Origin of the sequence: Pontibacter lucknowensis, assembly GCF_900156415.1 — a bacterium.
GTDB lineage: Bacteria > Bacteroidota > Bacteroidia > Cytophagales > Hymenobacteraceae > Pontibacter > Pontibacter lucknowensis.
Genome location: NZ_FTNM01000001.1, coordinates 361,755 through 377,307 on the forward strand (window position 1 = coordinate 361,755; position 15,553 = coordinate 377,307).

The 15,553-nt window shown below is 50.5% G+C and carries 10 protein-coding genes; 6 read left to right on the forward strand and 4 right to left on the reverse strand.

Going from position 1 to position 15,553, the window contains the following annotated elements:
• Nucleotides 1-2: 2 nt before the first annotated feature.
• The 3 genes from BW972_RS01595 to BW972_RS01605 all read left to right on the forward strand — a co-directional run bounded on the left by BW972_RS01595 (nucleotide 3) and on the right by BW972_RS01605 (nucleotide 4,948).
• Nucleotides 3-1,235 carry a M16 family metallopeptidase gene (locus tag BW972_RS01595; protein ID WP_076420634.1) on the forward strand — a complete coding sequence of 411 codons (1,233 nt, stop codon included), beginning with the start codon at nucleotides 3-5 and terminating at the stop codon, nucleotides 1,233-1,235.
• Between the two features lie 152 nt (nucleotides 1,236-1,387).
• Nucleotides 1,388-2,032, forward strand: a complete 645-nt coding sequence (locus BW972_RS01600; protein WP_076420635.1) for an O-methyltransferase — start codon at nucleotides 1,388-1,390, stop codon at nucleotides 2,030-2,032.
• A 336-nt stretch (nucleotides 2,033-2,368) separates the two neighbouring features.
• Nucleotides 2,369-4,948 (forward strand): LysM peptidoglycan-binding domain-containing protein, encoded by a 2,580-nt coding sequence (locus BW972_RS01605; RefSeq protein WP_076420637.1) that lies wholly within the window; start codon nucleotides 2,369-2,371, stop codon nucleotides 4,946-4,948.
• Between the two features lie 73 nt (nucleotides 4,949-5,021).
• On the opposite strand, the gene BW972_RS01610 is transcribed toward BW972_RS01605, so the two are convergent.
• Nucleotides 5,022-6,350 carry an MFS transporter gene (locus tag BW972_RS01610; RefSeq protein ID WP_076420639.1) on the reverse strand — a complete coding sequence of 443 codons (1,329 nt, stop codon included), beginning with the start codon at nucleotides 6,348-6,350 and terminating at the stop codon, nucleotides 5,022-5,024.
• Nucleotides 6,351-6,563: 213 nt separating this feature from the next.
• Between BW972_RS01610 and BW972_RS01615 the strand changes: the two genes are divergently transcribed.
• Both BW972_RS01615 and dnaE read left to right on the forward strand, forming a co-directional pair.
• Nucleotides 6,564-7,649 (forward strand): mechanosensitive ion channel family protein, encoded by a 1,086-nt coding sequence (locus BW972_RS01615; protein WP_076420640.1) that lies wholly within the window; start codon nucleotides 6,564-6,566, stop codon nucleotides 7,647-7,649.
• A gap of 214 nt (nucleotides 7,650-7,863) precedes the next feature.
• Complete coding sequence (gene dnaE, locus BW972_RS01625) at nucleotides 7,864-11,487, forward strand: DNA polymerase III subunit alpha (protein WP_076420644.1); 3,624 nt, start codon at nucleotides 7,864-7,866, stop codon at nucleotides 11,485-11,487.
• Between the two features lie 99 nt (nucleotides 11,488-11,586).
• Here dnaE and BW972_RS01630 read toward each other — a convergent pair whose 3' ends face one another.
• Nucleotides 11,587-12,177, reverse strand: a complete 591-nt coding sequence (locus tag BW972_RS01630; protein WP_159439834.1) for a DUF3575 domain-containing protein — start codon at nucleotides 12,175-12,177, stop codon at nucleotides 11,587-11,589.
• 370 nt (nucleotides 12,178-12,547) lie between these two features.
• On the opposite strand from BW972_RS01630, the gene trxA reads away from it, so the two are divergent.
• Entirely contained in the window at nucleotides 12,548-12,874 is a 327-nt protein-coding gene (gene trxA, locus BW972_RS01635) for a thioredoxin (protein ID WP_007656205.1), read from the forward strand.
• A 79-nt stretch (nucleotides 12,875-12,953) separates the two neighbouring features.
• Here trxA and BW972_RS01640 read toward each other — a convergent pair whose 3' ends face one another.
• Both BW972_RS01640 and BW972_RS01645 read right to left on the reverse strand, forming a co-directional pair.
• Nucleotides 12,954-13,391, reverse strand: a complete 438-nt coding sequence (locus BW972_RS01640) for a DUF421 domain-containing protein (RefSeq protein ID WP_007656204.1) — start codon at nucleotides 13,389-13,391, stop codon at nucleotides 12,954-12,956.
• 101 nt (nucleotides 13,392-13,492) lie between these two features.
• On the reverse strand, nucleotides 13,493-15,421 hold the full coding sequence (locus BW972_RS01645; RefSeq protein WP_076420648.1) for a hypothetical protein: 1,929 nt from the start codon (nucleotides 15,419-15,421) through the stop codon (nucleotides 13,493-13,495).
• Nucleotides 15,422-15,553: the final 132 nt, after the last annotated feature.

The window sequence follows — 15,553 nt, forward strand, 5'->3', positions numbered from 1 at the left end:
GAATGCTTGATTATCATATTCATACATTGCCGAACGGTATTCGTATCGTTCACAAACAAGTACTACACACCAAAATTGCGCACAGCGGCTTTATCCTGGACATAGGTAGCCGCGACGAGCAACCTGAACAGCTGGGTCTGGCCCATTTTTGGGAGCACATGGCTTTTAAGGGAACCGCCAAGCGCAAGTCATTCCACATCCTGAACAGACTGGAGTCGGTAGGCGGCGAACTGAACGCCTACACGACCAAAGAAAAGCTCTGCTTCTACAGTTCTGTACTCGATAAACATTTCGAGAAGTCTTTCGAACTACTCACTGATATCACGTTCCACTCTGTTTTCCCCGAGAAGGAAATAGAAAAAGAACGCGGTGTGATACTCGAGGAGATGGCCATGTACCTGGACACTCCGGAAGAGGCCATCGTGGACGAGTTTGACAATGTGGTGTTCGACGGCCATCCGCTTGGCAACAACATACTGGGCACAAAAGAGAGCGTATCGGGCTTTAAGAAAGACGACTTCCAACGTTTTATCAAAGACAACCTGAGCACTGAGGCGCTCGTGTTTTGCTCCGTGAGCAACCTGCCGTTTGAGAAAGTGGTAAAACTGGCCGAGAAGTACCTGGCTGACATTCCGCACATCAGCAGGCCACGCCAACGCATTGTTTTCGAACAGTATATCCCTAAGACGGTAACATTCGAGAAACCGATCTCCCAGGCACACTGCGTGATCGGATCTCCGGCTTATGCCCTCAACGATGAGCGCCGTATACCTTTCTTTATGCTGGTGAACCTGTTGGGCGGTCCGGGCATGAACTCGCGCCTGAACCTGGCCGTACGCGAAAAGCACGGCCTGGTGTATACCATCGACGCCAACTACGCAACTTACATCGACACGGGTTTGCTGTCGATTTACTTCGGAACAGAGAAAAAGCAGCTGAAACGCACGACATCTCTCGTACTGAAAGAGCTGAAGAAGCTGCGCGAAAAACAGCTGGGTTCGCTGCAGCTGCACACCGCCAAAGAGCAACTGATGGGCCAGTTGGCTATGGCCGAAGAAAGCAACATGGGCCTGATGATGATGATGGGTAAAAGCATACTCGACCAGGGCCACATTGACACCCTGAACGAAATCTTTGACCAGATCAAGAACACGACAGCCCAGGACCTGATCGACATAGCCAACGATGTGCTGCAAGAAGAGAAGTTGAGCTTTTTGAATTATGTACCTGGTTGATTGCTGATTGTTAATTGTTGTTTTGATCTCGTTCAGCAATTCAGCAATTTAACTTTCAACAACTATCAAGGTTGCCACTGAAGAGGTGTTGAAAGAGACATAAAGAACCTTTCTATGCATTAACAATTAACAATTAACAATCAGCAATTAAAATGGAATTCCTAGACGAAGAGCTACAGCAATACGCAGAGGAGCATACCTCACCGGAGTCGGAGCTGCTGCACAAGATAAACCGCCAGACACACCTGAACGTGATGAAGCCGCGCATGTTGTCGGGTCACCTGCAGGGGCGCTTATTGTCCATGTTCTCCCACATGATCCGCCCGAATCAGATTCTGGAAGTGGGCACCTATACCGGCTACTCTGCTCTCTGCCTGGCCGAGGGTTTGCAGGAAGACGGCACGCTGCACACCATCGACATCAACGAGGAGCTTGAAGACGTGGTCCGTGGCTACATCAAAGAGGCAGGCTTGAGCGAAAGCGTGAAATACTACATCGGCAATGCGCTGGAGATCATCCCGACCATTGACGCTACCTTTGATCTGGTGTTTATCGATGCCGACAAGTATAACTATGCCACTTATTATGACCTGGTGATTGACCGGGTACGCGCAGGTGGCTACATCATAGCCGACAACGTGCTCTGGAGCGGCAAGGTGCTGGAGAAATACCGTAAAAAGCTTGATGAAGATACGGCCGCCCTGCTCGACTTTAACAAAAAAGTGCAGGATGATCCGCGGGTAGAGAACATGCTGCTGCCCGTGCGGGACGGGCTGATGATCGCCCGCAGAAAATAACAGAGAAGGTGGTAGCGATACCACCTTTTTTATTTACCCCGGGCATAGCCCTCGCATTTCAGGTATAGCGCAACAGGTATAAATAGCCTCCGCCTGCTTTTGGGCTGCATCCCTCTGTCAGCTTCCGCCTGCACAGGCTCCCAACTTATCCACAGCGAAAAATTTCTCCTAAATTACTTCGTTCTAAGCTTTAGAATGAGCGACAAATTGCGTTAATTTTGCAAGCGTATCTCTATATAGAGAACATACTATACCTTAATGAGTTATCAACATCTGTTTCAACATATACTGTAGCCTTTTTGTGGATAGCTTCGCTTATTTTACTCCTTTACCTTTATGAAGAGACCATTACCAATATTACTGCTCCTGCTTCTGCCACTGTTTGCTATGGCACAAACTGTCACCGTGCCTCACAACCTTTATTTCGGTGACATTCACCTGCGCATCTCGCCCAAAGCACAGGAGGAGATCCAGAAAAAAGTTGATGCCCTGCACCGCAGCCCAAAGTACTTCCAGATGAAGGTGGAGCTGGCTGATGCCTACTTCCCACTGATCGAGCGTACTTTCCAGGAAGAAGGCGTTCCGGATGATTTCAAATACCTCGCCCTGCAGGAAAGCGGCTTGCGCGGCGATGCCGTTTCTACATCCAATGCAGTAGGTTACTGGCAGTTCAAGAAAGAAGCTGCTTTGGACTTTAATCTGCGCATGGACCACATCGTGGATGAGCGTCGGCATATTGTAGAGGCCAGCCGTGGTGCTGCACGTTATTTCAAGCGCAGCAACAACTACTACAACAACTGGTTCAACACGCTGCTCTCCTACTACCATGGTTACTCTGGCGCCAAAGCTTATACCAAAGAGTCGGATAAGGGGAGCAAGAAAATGGACATAACCGAAAAATCAGACCCATACCTGCTGACTTTCCTGGCACACAAGGTAGCCTATGACAGCTTTATCGGAAAGAGCGCTCCGCCAGTGGTTTCATTGCGTGAACTGCGTGCCACTCCCGGACAGAGTCTGGCCGACATTGCACTGGCGCATGAAACTGATCCCTCTGAGCTGGAGAAGTATAACAAGTGGCTATTGGGCGGCACTATACCTGCCGACAAAGACTATTATGTGATGCTCCCTGTTCGCCATACGACCGAGCCAGGTATAGTGGCGTCAACTGAGCCGGTTCGCACAGCACCTGCCCGCCAGACGGCTGCCGCACCGGCAGCAGGCAGCATTATCAAGCGCAACAACCTGAAAGCCATCATAGCCGGCAAAGGCGACACCAAAGACAAGTTGGCTTTGAAGGCCGGTATTACAACCCGCAAGCTACTGCGCTTTAACGACATGCGTGACTTCGACAAGTTCGAGGAAGGCGAAGCTTACTACATTGAGGCCAAACGATTGAATGCAGACAAAGAGTACCATGTCGTACAGCACGGGGAAACCATGCAGGAAATCGCCCAGCTCTACGGCATCCGCATGGATTACCTGCAGTTTAAAAATCGTATGAAGCGCGCTGAGGTGCCGGTACCGGGCCGTGTGCTCTGGCTGCAGAAGCGCCGTCCGGCCAAAGTAGCCATTGAAGTGCGTGAGTTGAAGTCTGTACCTGCCACTAGCAATCCGGTGATGGCTGCAGCTGAAAATACTCCTCAAACCACCACCGCTTCTGCCAGACAAACAAAAGCAGAACCTGCATCAAAAGAACCCGCTGGAAAGCAAGATGATTTCCTGACCCGCTTCAAAAGAAGCTGGAACAAACTGAAAGGCCAGGCAACGGAGCCTGAGCAACAGGAAACACAAACGGCTGCTGCAACAAAAGAGGCAGAAGAAACTACAACTGCTGCTATACCTGCTAAGGAAGCAAATCAAGGTATAGCCAAGGAAGAAGCGACTGTAGAAGTGGCAACTACCACCAAGCCTGAGTCGGTGCCTGTGCCTGTTATGAAGGCGCCTGAGCAGGAGGTAAAAGCTGCGGAACCTAAACCTGAGAAGGCGACAACACCTGCTGCTGAAAAGCCAAAAACTGCCGCGCTTTACCCTGGCAAGAAGGCCCAGGAAAGTGAGGAACAGAAAACAGTAGTTCAAGAAGCACAGTCGGAAGAGACAGAAGAGGAAAATGCGGAATGGGCAGCGGGTCTGAGCGAAGATGTGTTTGTTGGCTTCTCTGGAAATGAGGAGATAGAAACAGAAGAGGAAGCAGTAAAAACGGTTGAAGCTGCCAACACAGCACGTGAAACTCAAAAACCTACGCCTGCTAAAGCTGAGCCGGTTAAAACAGCAGCTGCCAAGCCGGAGCCAGTTAAAAATACACAGGCCAGTACAACAGTGAAAGAAAAGGCGACTCCAGCAAACAAGCCTACCCGCCATGTCGTGAAGCAAGGTGAGTCCTTGTGGGCCATATCAAGGCTGTACGCTGTGACTGTAACCGATATCACGACCTGGAACAACCTGGGTGACGCTCCAATCAAGATCGGTCAGGAACTCATCATCGCAGAGCCCCTCACAGTACCTGAGGAATCTGCCTCTAATGCTGCGGCGAAGGCAGAAGCGCCAACTGCTGAAGAAAAAACTGAGATCCATACGGTAGCATCCGGTGAGTCGCTTTACGTGCTTTCCCGCAAGTATAATGTGACGGTAAACGAGCTGAAGGCATGGAACAACCTTTCCAGCTCAGCGCTCTCTATCGGGCAGCAATTGCGCGTTACAGCTCCAGCCGACGCAGCAGGGTCGAATGAAGACCTGGTAGAGTCTCCCGCGGAAACTTTTTCAGGTGCCAGCACCCAACACACGGTGGTATCCGGCGAGAGCCTTTACCAGATTTCCCGCAAGTATGGCGTCACCATCAAGGACATCATGGAGTGGAACGGCAAATCAGACTTCAACGTGAAGCCAGACGACAAGCTGACCATCAAAAAGAAGTAGCATTCTAAAAAGTATCAAACCACAAGAGCCAGCTGTTGCAGCTGGCTCTTGTGGTTATAAGGTATAGCTATGCCTAGCGCTTTCCCGGAGGGGCCGTCAGCTTGGAAGCTGCACGAAGTCCTGAGGCAATTTCCGGTACGATGCCTAGGCGCTCGTAGATGGGCTGCACCATCAAGCGCAGGCGCTTCAGGTTCCAGGCGAAGGGGATGACACTCACAGCACACAGCAAACCGCAGCCCAGCAAGGTATAGGCCACCCCTACCTGCTCTGCCACAGCCCCGGCCAGCATACTTCCCAATGGGGCCATTCCCATAAAGGCCGTGGCGTAAAGGCTCATCACACGCCCCCGTTTGTCATCATCCACCAGTGTTTGCAGCAGGGTGTTGCAGGAGGCCATGGTCACGATCATACCAAAACCTGTAAACAGCATCAGCACCAGCGATAGCCAGAGTATCGTAGAGAAAGAAAAAGCCATCAGTGCCGTACCGAACAAGGACATGGTGAACACGATCACCTTGCCCAGCCCGATGACAGACTTGCGTTGCGCCAGGAACAGCGCACCTGACAAAGCTCCTAAACCGGATGCGCCCATCAGGTACCCCAGCGTGTTGGCACCACCCTGTAATATATCCCGGGCAAACACCGGCAGCATCACACTGAAAGGCATCCCGAACAGGCTGATCAAACCCACAATCAGGATAAGCGTGCGGATGGGTGGAAATCCGAAAGCGTAGGAAAAGCCGTTTCGCAGCGAGTTCCATACATTGTCCTGTCGCACTTCTTTTACAAAAGGCTCCAGTCGCAATGATAGCAACGACGCCAGCACGGCAATGTAACTTACCGCATTGATCAGGATACAAACCCCCTCTCCCACCCAAGCAATCAGCAAACCTGCGATCGACGGGCCAACCAGACGAGCCATGTTGAACATAGAAGAATTGAGGGCGATGGCGTTGCTGATGTCTTCACGTTTCCCCACCAACTGCACCACAAAAGCCTGCCGGGTAGCCACATCAAAGGCATTGATCGTACCGAGCACGACCATCAGCGTCAGCACGTGCCATACCTGCACCGTACCAGTGAGCACGAGTATAGCCAGAGTACCCGCCTGCAGCATCGACAGAAACTGGGTGACCAGCAATACATGGTGGCGGTTGAATTTGTCAGCCAGCACACCGGCAAAAGGCCCAAGCAAAAAAGACGGAATCTGGTTCGCAAAAGTCACAGCTCCTAAGAGGAACACGGAGTCGGTGAGGCGGTATACCAGCCAACTGATGGCAATCTGCTGCATCCAAGTACCGATCAGGGAGATGCCCTGCCCCATAAAGAACAGCCGGTAATTGCGTGATCGCAATGCCCGGAACATCCCTCCTAGCTTTCCTGAATCTACCGCTTCCGCCATACCTTTTTACGCATTTACCTGTTTGTGCATTAAACTAACTTACGGCTAGCCCCGTCTCCAAAGTTTAACTTATTCTGATAATGACTGATTAAGCAATCATATAAATTTGTCACTCCCTTCAGCTATTTATTAATAAGCCACTGTAAACCCAATGCCGTCAGCAGGTTTTATTTATATTTTGTAACTTTAAGCTTCATCAAATCACCCGAGTACATGAATGACCTTTTAGAGAGAGTCTATTTCCACAATACTGTCCAAGATTACCTGATTGCCTTTGCCATCATCCTGCTGGGCTCGCTGCTCATCACCATTTTCAGACGCTCCGTTCTGATCCGCATCCGAAAGTGGACCGAGAACACCAATAATCACTTCGACGACTATGCGGTGCAGAGTTTTGCCCGCTTTGGCGTTCCGATCGTGCACTTTATTGTCATATACCTTGGCATCACCTCCCTTAACCTGACCCCGAGAATTGCCGGTATTTTCCAGATTGCCATTACAGTAGCCATTACGTTCATGGTCATCCGGTTTATCACGACCACGCTGGTGATGTTGGTCCGATCCTACTTCAAGAGAAAGCACCATGACCGCAGCAACGCGAACGAGATCGGCGCCATCAGCCTGATCATCAACATGGTGATCTGGTTTATCGGCATTGGCTTCCTGTTTGATAACATGGGCTATGACCTGACGGCCATTATTGCCGGTCTGGGTATAGGCGGTATCGCGGTGGCATTAGCAGCGCAGAACATCCTGGGTGACCTCTTCAACTACTTCGTCATCTTTCTGGACCGTCCCTTTGAAGTGGGTGATTTTGTTGCGCTCGGCGATAAGAGCGGCACCATTGAGCATATCGGCGTAAAGACCACACGCATCAAAAGTCTGACCGGGGAACAGCTGATCATCGCCAACTCCGACCTGACCAGCTCCCGCATCCACAATTACAAGCGCATGGAACGTCGCCGCATCCAGTTCGGTATTGGCGTAACCTACGAAACACCTGCCGATAAGGTGGAGGCTATACCTGAGATCATTAAAGAGATCATCACGTCGCAGGAACTGGCTGAGTTTGACCGGGCGCACTTTTCCTCCTACGGCGACTCCTCCCTCGATTTTGTGATCGTGTACCACGTGCTTTCTTCCGATTTCAATAAGTACATGGATACGCAACAGGCCATCAACATGCAGCTGTTCCGGGAATTTGAGAAGCGCGGCATTGAATTCGCTTACCCTACACAGAAACTGTATGTCGTGAACGAGAAACAAATGGCGGAAAACGAAGCGCAGCGGATGTTCTAAGCTAACATTTTGACATCCAGACAAAGTCAAAATAAAGGAGTGCGGCGGGACTATTTCCGCCGCACTTTTGTTTTAGCCACAGGCTGTTTTTGGTTTGGGCAGCCGACCAATTTTCCGTAATTTTAACATCCCGAAAATGCCCGCTTGTATATAGTGAAGTATACATGCGTGTCATTGTTAATTCATCATTCGTCATTACTAATTCTCTATAGTCTTGCCTGTTTTTTCGCATTTACACACCCATACCCAGTACTCCCTGCTCGACGGTCAGGCCAGCATCAGCGCCCTCATGAAAAAGGCGCAGGCCGATGGCATGCCCGCCGTTGCCATGACCGACCACGGTAACATGTTCGCCGCCTTCAACTTCGTCAACGAGGCCAACAAGTATAACGTGAAGCCGATCGTGGGCTGCGAGTTTTACCTTGTAAATGACCGTCACCTGAAAACCTTTACAAAGGAACAGAAAGACGTGCGTCACCACCAGCTGCTGCTCGCTAAAGACCAGGAGGGTTACCAGAACCTGGCCAAGCTCTGCTCGCTTTCCTACATTGAGGGGGTATACAGCAAGTGGCCGCGCATTGATAAGGAACTGCTGCTCAAGTATAGCAAAGGACTGATCGCGACCAGCTGCTGCATTGGCGCTGAGGTACCGCAGGCTATTTTGTGGAAAAGTGAGGAAGAGGCCGAGGAGATTTTCAAGTGGTGGCTGGATGTGTTCGGTGAGGATTACTACATCGAGATCCAGCGCCACGGCCTGATGAACATCGACGGCACGGGCAAGAGCCAGGAGGACATCAACCAGGTGCTGCTGAAGTGGGCGAAGAAGTATAACTGCAAAGTAATCTGCACCAACGACTCCCACTACGTGGATCAGGAGGACTGGAACGCGCACGACATTTTGCTTTGCGTGAACACGGGTGAAGACCAAAGCACGCCTGTAGGTGACTTTGCCACCAAATACTACCGCTTCCTGAGCGACGATCAGAAGGTGATCTACGACACCGTGGAAAACGTGCGCAGCAAGTATAGCAACCACATGAACGTGCGTCAGATGCTGCAGCGCATTGACGAGGCTGGTCCGAAAACCCGTTTTGGTTTCCCGAACGACCAGTTCTACTTCAAGACGCAGGCCGAAATGAACCAGCTGTTCAGCGATGTGCCAGAGGCTGTAGACAATACGAACGAGATCGTGGACAAGATCACGCCGCCGAAACTAAAGCGCGATATCCTGTTGCCGAACTTTCCGATACCACCGCAGCACGCCGACGCCGACGATTTCCTGCGCCACCTCACTTACGAGGGTGCTGCCAAGCGCTATTCTGAGATAACGCCGGAAGTAACCGAGCGCCTCGACTTTGAGCTGCACGTGATCAAGACCATGGGCTTTGCCGGTTACTTTTTGATCGTGCAGGACTTCATCAACCGCGGCCGCGACATGGGTGTATTTGTTGGTCCGGGTCGTGGTTCTGCCGCTGGTTCGGCGGTAGCCTACTGTATTGGTATCACCAACATCGACCCGATCAAGTACAACCTCCTTTTCGAGCGATTCCTGAACCCGGAGCGTGTGTCCATGCCCGATATTGATATCGACTTCGACGACGTGAACCGCCAGCGCGTGATCGACTACGTGGTGGACAAGTACGGCAAGACGCAGGTAGCCCAGATCATCACCTTCGGTACGATGGCCGCCAAATCGTCAATCAAAGACGTGGCCCGTTCTACCTCTTTGCCACTAGCTGAGGCCAACGAACTGGCCAAAATGGTACCTGAGACGCCGGGCACCACGCTGGCCAAGGCCTTTATGGAGAACCTCGAGCTGGCTGCCATACGTGAAGGCGACGACGCACGCGCTGCCGTACTGAAGCTAGCTGAAAAACTGGAGGGCTCGGTACGCAACACAGGTATACACGCGGCCGGTGTGATCATCGCCCCGGACGACATTACCAATTACATACCGGTCTCTACCTCCAAAGATTCTGACCTGCTCGTGACGCAGTTCGACGGTAAGGTGATCGAGAGTGCGGGTATGCTGAAGATGGACTTCTTGGGCCTGAAAACCCTGACCATCATCAAAGACGCCATGGAGCTGATCAAGAAGAACCATGGCGTGGAGATCGACATCGACAACATTCCGATTGACGACGAGAAGACCTACGAGCTCTACCAGCGCGGCGACACGATCGGTACGTTCCAGTTCGAGTCGGAAGGTATGCGCATGTACCTCAAGGACTTGCAGCCGACCAATATTGAAGATTTGATCGCCATGAACGCCCTTTACCGTCCGGGCCCAATGCAGTTCATCCCGAACTTCATTAACCGAAAGCACGGCAAAGAGGAAGTAGAATACCCGCACGAACTGCTCGAGCCGATCCTGAATTACTCGTACGGGATCATGGTATACCAGGAGCAAATCATGCAGACGGCCCAGATTCTGGCCGGTTACTCACTGGGTGGCGCCGACTTGCTGCGCCGCGCGATGGGTAAGAAGGACATGAAGAAGATGGCCGAGGAGCGTGAGAAGTTCATCAAAGGAGCTGCCGAGATTAACAACATACCTGCGAAAAAGGCTTCGGAGGTGTTCGACGTGATGGAGAAGTTCGCCCAGTACGGCTTCAACCGCTCTCACTCCGCCGCTTACTCCGTAGTGGCTTACCAGACCGGCTACCTTAAGGCCCACTACCCTGCCGAGTACATGGCGGCGGTGCTCACCAACAACATGAACGACATCAAAAAGGTGACGTTCTTTATTGAGGAGGCCCGCAAACAAGGGGTGGCCGTGTTGGGTCCGGACGTGAACGAGTCCTTGCTCAAGTTCAACGTGAACGAACAGGGGCAGATCCGTTTCGGTCTGGCCGCTATCAAAGGCACCGGCGAAGCCGCCGTAGACGCTATCATCTCGGAAAGAGAGAAGAACGGTCCTTATCAGGACATCTTCGACTTCGCGAAGCGCGTGAACCTGCGTGCCGTGAACAAGAAGACCTTTGAAAGTATGGCCCTGGCTGGTGCATTCGACTCGTGGGGGCTCTACCACCGTGCGCAGCTGATGGAAGTACCGGAAGGTGAGAACATCAGCTTGCTGGAGAAGGCGGTGAGGTATGGTAACAATTACCAGGCAGAGCAACAGGCGGCGCAACAGTCGCTGTTCGGGGGAAGCGCCGCTGTGGCCTCTCCACTACCGAAGATCCCAGAGGTACAGGTATGGACACAGGCCGAAATGCTGCGTCGCGAGAAGGAGGTAGTGGGTTTCTACATTTCGGGCCATCCGCTCGACCAGTTCAAAATGGAGATCGACTCCTATTGCACTTCCGCTTTGGCCGACATCGCCAACCACAAAAATAAGGATATCAATGTAGCGGGTATGGTATCTGAAGTGGTAATCAGGACGGCGAAGAACGGTAATCCCTTTGCGCTGTTCTCCATCGAAGACTACGACACTACGCTGCAAATGGCACTGTTCGGAGAAGACTACGTGAAGTTCTCTCCATACCTGAAGACGGGGCTGTACCTGTTCATCCGGGGCAAGGTGCAGCTGCGTTACCGCACCGAGGACCAGTGGGAGCTTAAGCCAACCAACATCCAGCTTCTGGGCGACGTGATGGACAAGATGGCGCAAGGTGTGCAGTTGAACGTGAATCTGCAGCTCCTTACGCCGAACATAGCCGAAGCCCTGGAAGAAGCCATCGCGACCAGTCCGGGCCAGAAGCGACTGGAAATCACGCTACACGTGCCGGACGAAAAACTGGTGCTGCCGACTTACTCGCGCAAGTACCGCATTGACCCGAAGGTATTCCTAGGTCAGGTAAAGGACTTGGGACTGGGGGAGTGTAAACTGCTGTAATGGATTTGAGAACTTGGAGACAAGGGAGATTCAGAGTTAAGTAGACCTGTGTCTTCAGGTATAGAAAGGTATGCTGCGCAAGTGGCATACCTTTCTGCTTTAAAAGGCATAGCCGAGCGACATACCCAACCGAAGGTCATAAGGTGAGGGTTTGTGGTACTCTATCTCTTCCTTCGTATAATTTGATTTGCTGATCAGCTTTTGGTGAAAATGACAACCTATTCCCCAGAACAGATCAATAGTAAAACCTTTAGGCTTCACTTGCTGGTATCCCATTATTGCTCCAGCGCCATACCCTGCCCATTGCTCGTACTCCCGGTCGGGTTCGCTGAAAAGCCAAAAACCATTTCCTCCTTCTCTTTCATTGTGTATGCGCAAGCGGTACTTCAGGTATGGCCCTGCATAAAACCCATTGAGAGATTTGCCCTTCGAATAGAATTTAAAATCGGATGTGATCGCATACGTCGAAGAAAAATCGTCTTTCATCAAAGTGAGTCGCCTCGGATAAGCGGTAGCTGTTAATGCCCCTGCAAAATGTGGGGTGATATGCCGCTCATAAGACACATTGAATGACCCAATAAACAGAGGTATTATATTAAGCTTAAATGCATTGGGCCTTTGTAGTTTACTATCTTCTCCCTCGATATCTTGCGCGCAGACTCCCCGGGTTATAAGTAGGAACAGAAACAAAGCTAAAGTGCACCTAGTCTTCATCGAGTCATCGGGTTGTAAGCTTTATAAAATCAAAATACCTATAATTCAATAATTGTCATTATAACTTATATTAACTAAAGATAATATATTGAGTTGTTGCAAAGTCCTTTTTATGCTTCATTTTTCTCGCTGTCTTGCGCATGCAACTTTTATCAGCAACATTTGTTTATACAAATAAATATACCCTCGCCTTGCAAATCCGTATGTATAAATTCTAAATTTGCAGGGGGAATAACCCGATAACAGGACAGCTTGTCAGACAAACACAGTTTGGGCTCAAATTTGAGAAGCTAGTAAATGTTACTATATTTAAAACACAGAATTTAACCAACAAAACGTTAAAGTTATGGCTAACAAAGCATTAGAAATCACTGACGCTAATTTTGATGAGATCATCAATTCAGATAAACCAGTATTGGTAGACTTTTGGGCAGAGTGGTGCGGTCCGTGCCGCATGGTAGGCCCGATCGTAGAAGAGCTGGCTGGCGAGTACGAAGGCAAAGCCGTGATCGGTAAGGTAGACGTAGACGCCAACCCACAGACATCTGCCAAGTTTGGCATCCGCAGCATCCCGACACTGCTCGTTTTCAAGAACGGACAAGTGGTGGACAAGCAGGTGGGCGCTGTGCCAAAGAACGTTCTGGCTCAGAAGCTAGACGCTCAGATGGCCTAATCATCCATCTAATTATAAAAAGGCAGAAGCCTCTTCCATTCAGGAGAGGCTTCTGCCTTTTTTATGCTGCGTATATGCTTCAGGAATCTTTCTTGATAATAGTAATGTCACCACTGCGTTCCAGGCAGGCGTATTCAATTTCGTCTCTGCTTGTCACTCCCCCCTGTCGCATGGCCTCCTCCAGATCATTTTCCGTCAGGTTATTTTCTTTCAGTTTATCTCCCAGCACCTCCCCATGCTTAACGAGCATTACAGGCCGGCCTTTGATGAAGTTACCTAAAGGCCCGGAAGTACTAAAGGCGAGAAAAGCCAGAAACCGGTGTAGCAGCACTAAAACCAGTGCCGCACAAAGTGTGGGAAAGAATGGTGAATTACCTGTGATGGCACGGCTCAGAACAGAGCCATAGATGATGCCCAACACGATGTCAAAGGCTGTATGCTTACCAAAGATACGTTTGCTGCCAATCCGCATGATGACCAGAGCGGCAATGAAAACGACCACCGCCCGTATGGACATTTGCCACCAGGTTAGTCTGTCTTCTCCTGTTCCGAGAATAATTTCGAAAAAATTCTCCATACTCTCCCAACGGCAGAAGCAGCGGGATTGTTATTAGCCGCCTATTGGCACTCACAGAGCTTTTTGTCGAGCTGGCAGAGCATGGCATAATGCTGCTCCACCTCCTTCATCAGGTTCGTCAGTTGCTTGTTGTAGGCTTGCACCTGCTGCAGACGTGGGTTCTCGGGTTCGTTCTTGGCAAGGGTCTCCAGTTCTTTGATAGTAGCTGCAAAGGCACTGCTTTTCTCACCCAACTTGGTATAGTACTGGTCCATGCCATTGTCGGAACTGGCCACCGCCACTGCCTGCAGGTTATTGTCGAAGCACAGCTGCCAGCGCAGGTGGCGCAGGACCTGCTGTTCGGCCGCACTCTGTAGCTTGCCCATCTCTTTGGTTTCCTCTTTCAACCTGAAGCTTTCGTAGCGTTTGTTGTAGTCGCTCACCGCATCACGCACCTTTTCACGGCAGCTCAGACAGTTGCTCGTATTGGCCTTGTCTTGCAGGGCATTGCGTATCGACAGGGTCTCGTCAGAGGCTTGGGCATCGGCCAGTTTCTTCACCTCTTTCTCAAACACTTCACGGTACTGCATGTCCTCCAGCCTCTTGGTCAGGCGCACGATGGCCTCCCCCTCAACTGAAGCCGATAGGTAATCGGCACGCGGCAACTCCACCGAAGACAGCCTGGCCAGCGCAGCTTCCCGTTTGGCCGGTGTATCCCAAGCCTTTGGATTGTTCTCCAGCTCCTGAAGTGTATTCACCAGCAGCTTCGCGTTCTTTAAGTTATGATCAGCATCCAGGTATAGATCCGCATTGGCCATTATAGACTCATACTCCGAGCGGAAGATGTTCTTATATGTACTGTTCTTGTCAAATTCCTTCTCACGCGCCTCAAATGCAGTCTTCATGCGCTTGTACTCCTGCATAATACCAAACAGGTTCTTGGCATTGATTTCCGGAGAGTTATTACGGTAGTTGAGGCGGTAGGCGTTCAGGTTCTGCTTCATCTCGGCAAAGATGCGCAGGTACTCTACATACAGTTTCTCCTGACGGTACGTTTCATCGTTCATCAGCTTGGTGTCGTAGGCCGTCTGGATCTTCTGCTTGCGCTTCTCGATCAGGTCCATGGTCACTTCATCTCCTGTCAGTACATCCACTTTGTAGAGCGACTTGTAATTGGCGACAACGATGTACGGATATTCCTTATAGCCAATAGCATCCTCTAACTGCTTCCGATCCAACTTGTTAGAATTTTTACTCAGATAGTCGGCGAGCTTGGCAGGCTTTAGCGTTACAGTCTTCACACTGCCCGGTACCAGCACGTATACCTTCACGGAATGAAGTCGTGTGTCGAAATCCTGCCCTTCATATAGGCGGATAGTAGAGCTGAACTTGTACTCCTTCTTTTTGGCACGGGAACCCAGCAGGTTACCAAATTCGCCCACCAGCGACATAACCGCTACTGACGGGTTGGTCAGATTAGACAAGCTCACCAGCTGACTGGCCACCAGATTAAATACCTGGTCTCCATCCTGATTGGTAACCGCTTTGGCATTAATGGCTGCGTCGATACTGTTCTGGGCAGAGGTGAGCGGCATCTTGTCGATGATGCGCACCACTTCCAAATGATCGCTCACTTGCGTATGGTAGTCGTTTTTATCTGTATTGATATGAAAGTTGAAGAGCGGATACACGATCTGGTCGTTACCGAAGAGCTTCAGGTTCTTGAGCTGTGCCGTAATGAAGAGATACTCCAGTTCGTAGGCATAGTTTTTCTTGCTTTTTTTCTTCACCCCCGACTCTAACTCATTGAGCACACGGTTGAATTGCCCACCATTATAGAGGTAAATGTCAGTAGAGAGGTACTGCCACTCGTCCGAAAATTCAAATTTATCGTTGTAACTATAACCCAGTCTGGTTTCGATGTTCTGCTGGGCGAAGGCCTGGTGGCTAAGTACCAGCGCCATCACAAAGAGTGAGAAAATTTTCTTCATAAAATACGTAAAGCCGTTACAGGGGCGAATTCAGGTATAGCTTTTGCTTCTGAACCTAACGTTAAGACTTGAGATTAAGTGCCTTATCGGATTGCAAAAATACATATCCGGTCAGTTTTTTTTTAAAATAAA

Bases quoted from the DNA above. Each gene is read 5' to 3' on its own strand.
- trxA (WP_007656205.1), top strand. From the start codon at position 12,548: ATGGCTAACAAAGCATTAGAAATCACTGACGCTAATTTTGATGAGATC.
- BW972_RS01645 (WP_076420648.1), bottom strand. From the start codon at position 15,421: ATGAAGAAAATTTTCTCACTCTTTGTGATGGCGCTGGTACTTAGCCAC.
- BW972_RS01615 (WP_076420640.1), top strand. From the start codon at position 6,564: ATGAATGACCTTTTAGAGAGAGTCTATTTCCACAATACTGTCCAAGAT.
- BW972_RS01595 (WP_076420634.1), top strand. From the start codon at position 3: ATGCTTGATTATCATATTCATACATTGCCGAACGGTATTCGTATCGTT.
- BW972_RS01600 (WP_076420635.1), top strand. From the start codon at position 1,388: ATGGAATTCCTAGACGAAGAGCTACAGCAATACGCAGAGGAGCATACC.
- BW972_RS01605 (WP_076420637.1), top strand. From the start codon at position 2,369: ATGAAGAGACCATTACCAATATTACTGCTCCTGCTTCTGCCACTGTTT.
- BW972_RS01640 (WP_007656204.1), bottom strand. From the start codon at position 13,391: ATGTCCATACGGGCGGTGGTCGTTTTCATTGCCGCTCTGGTCATCATG.
- BW972_RS01610 (WP_076420639.1), bottom strand. From the start codon at position 6,350: ATGGCGGAAGCGGTAGATTCAGGAAAGCTAGGAGGGATGTTCCGGGCA.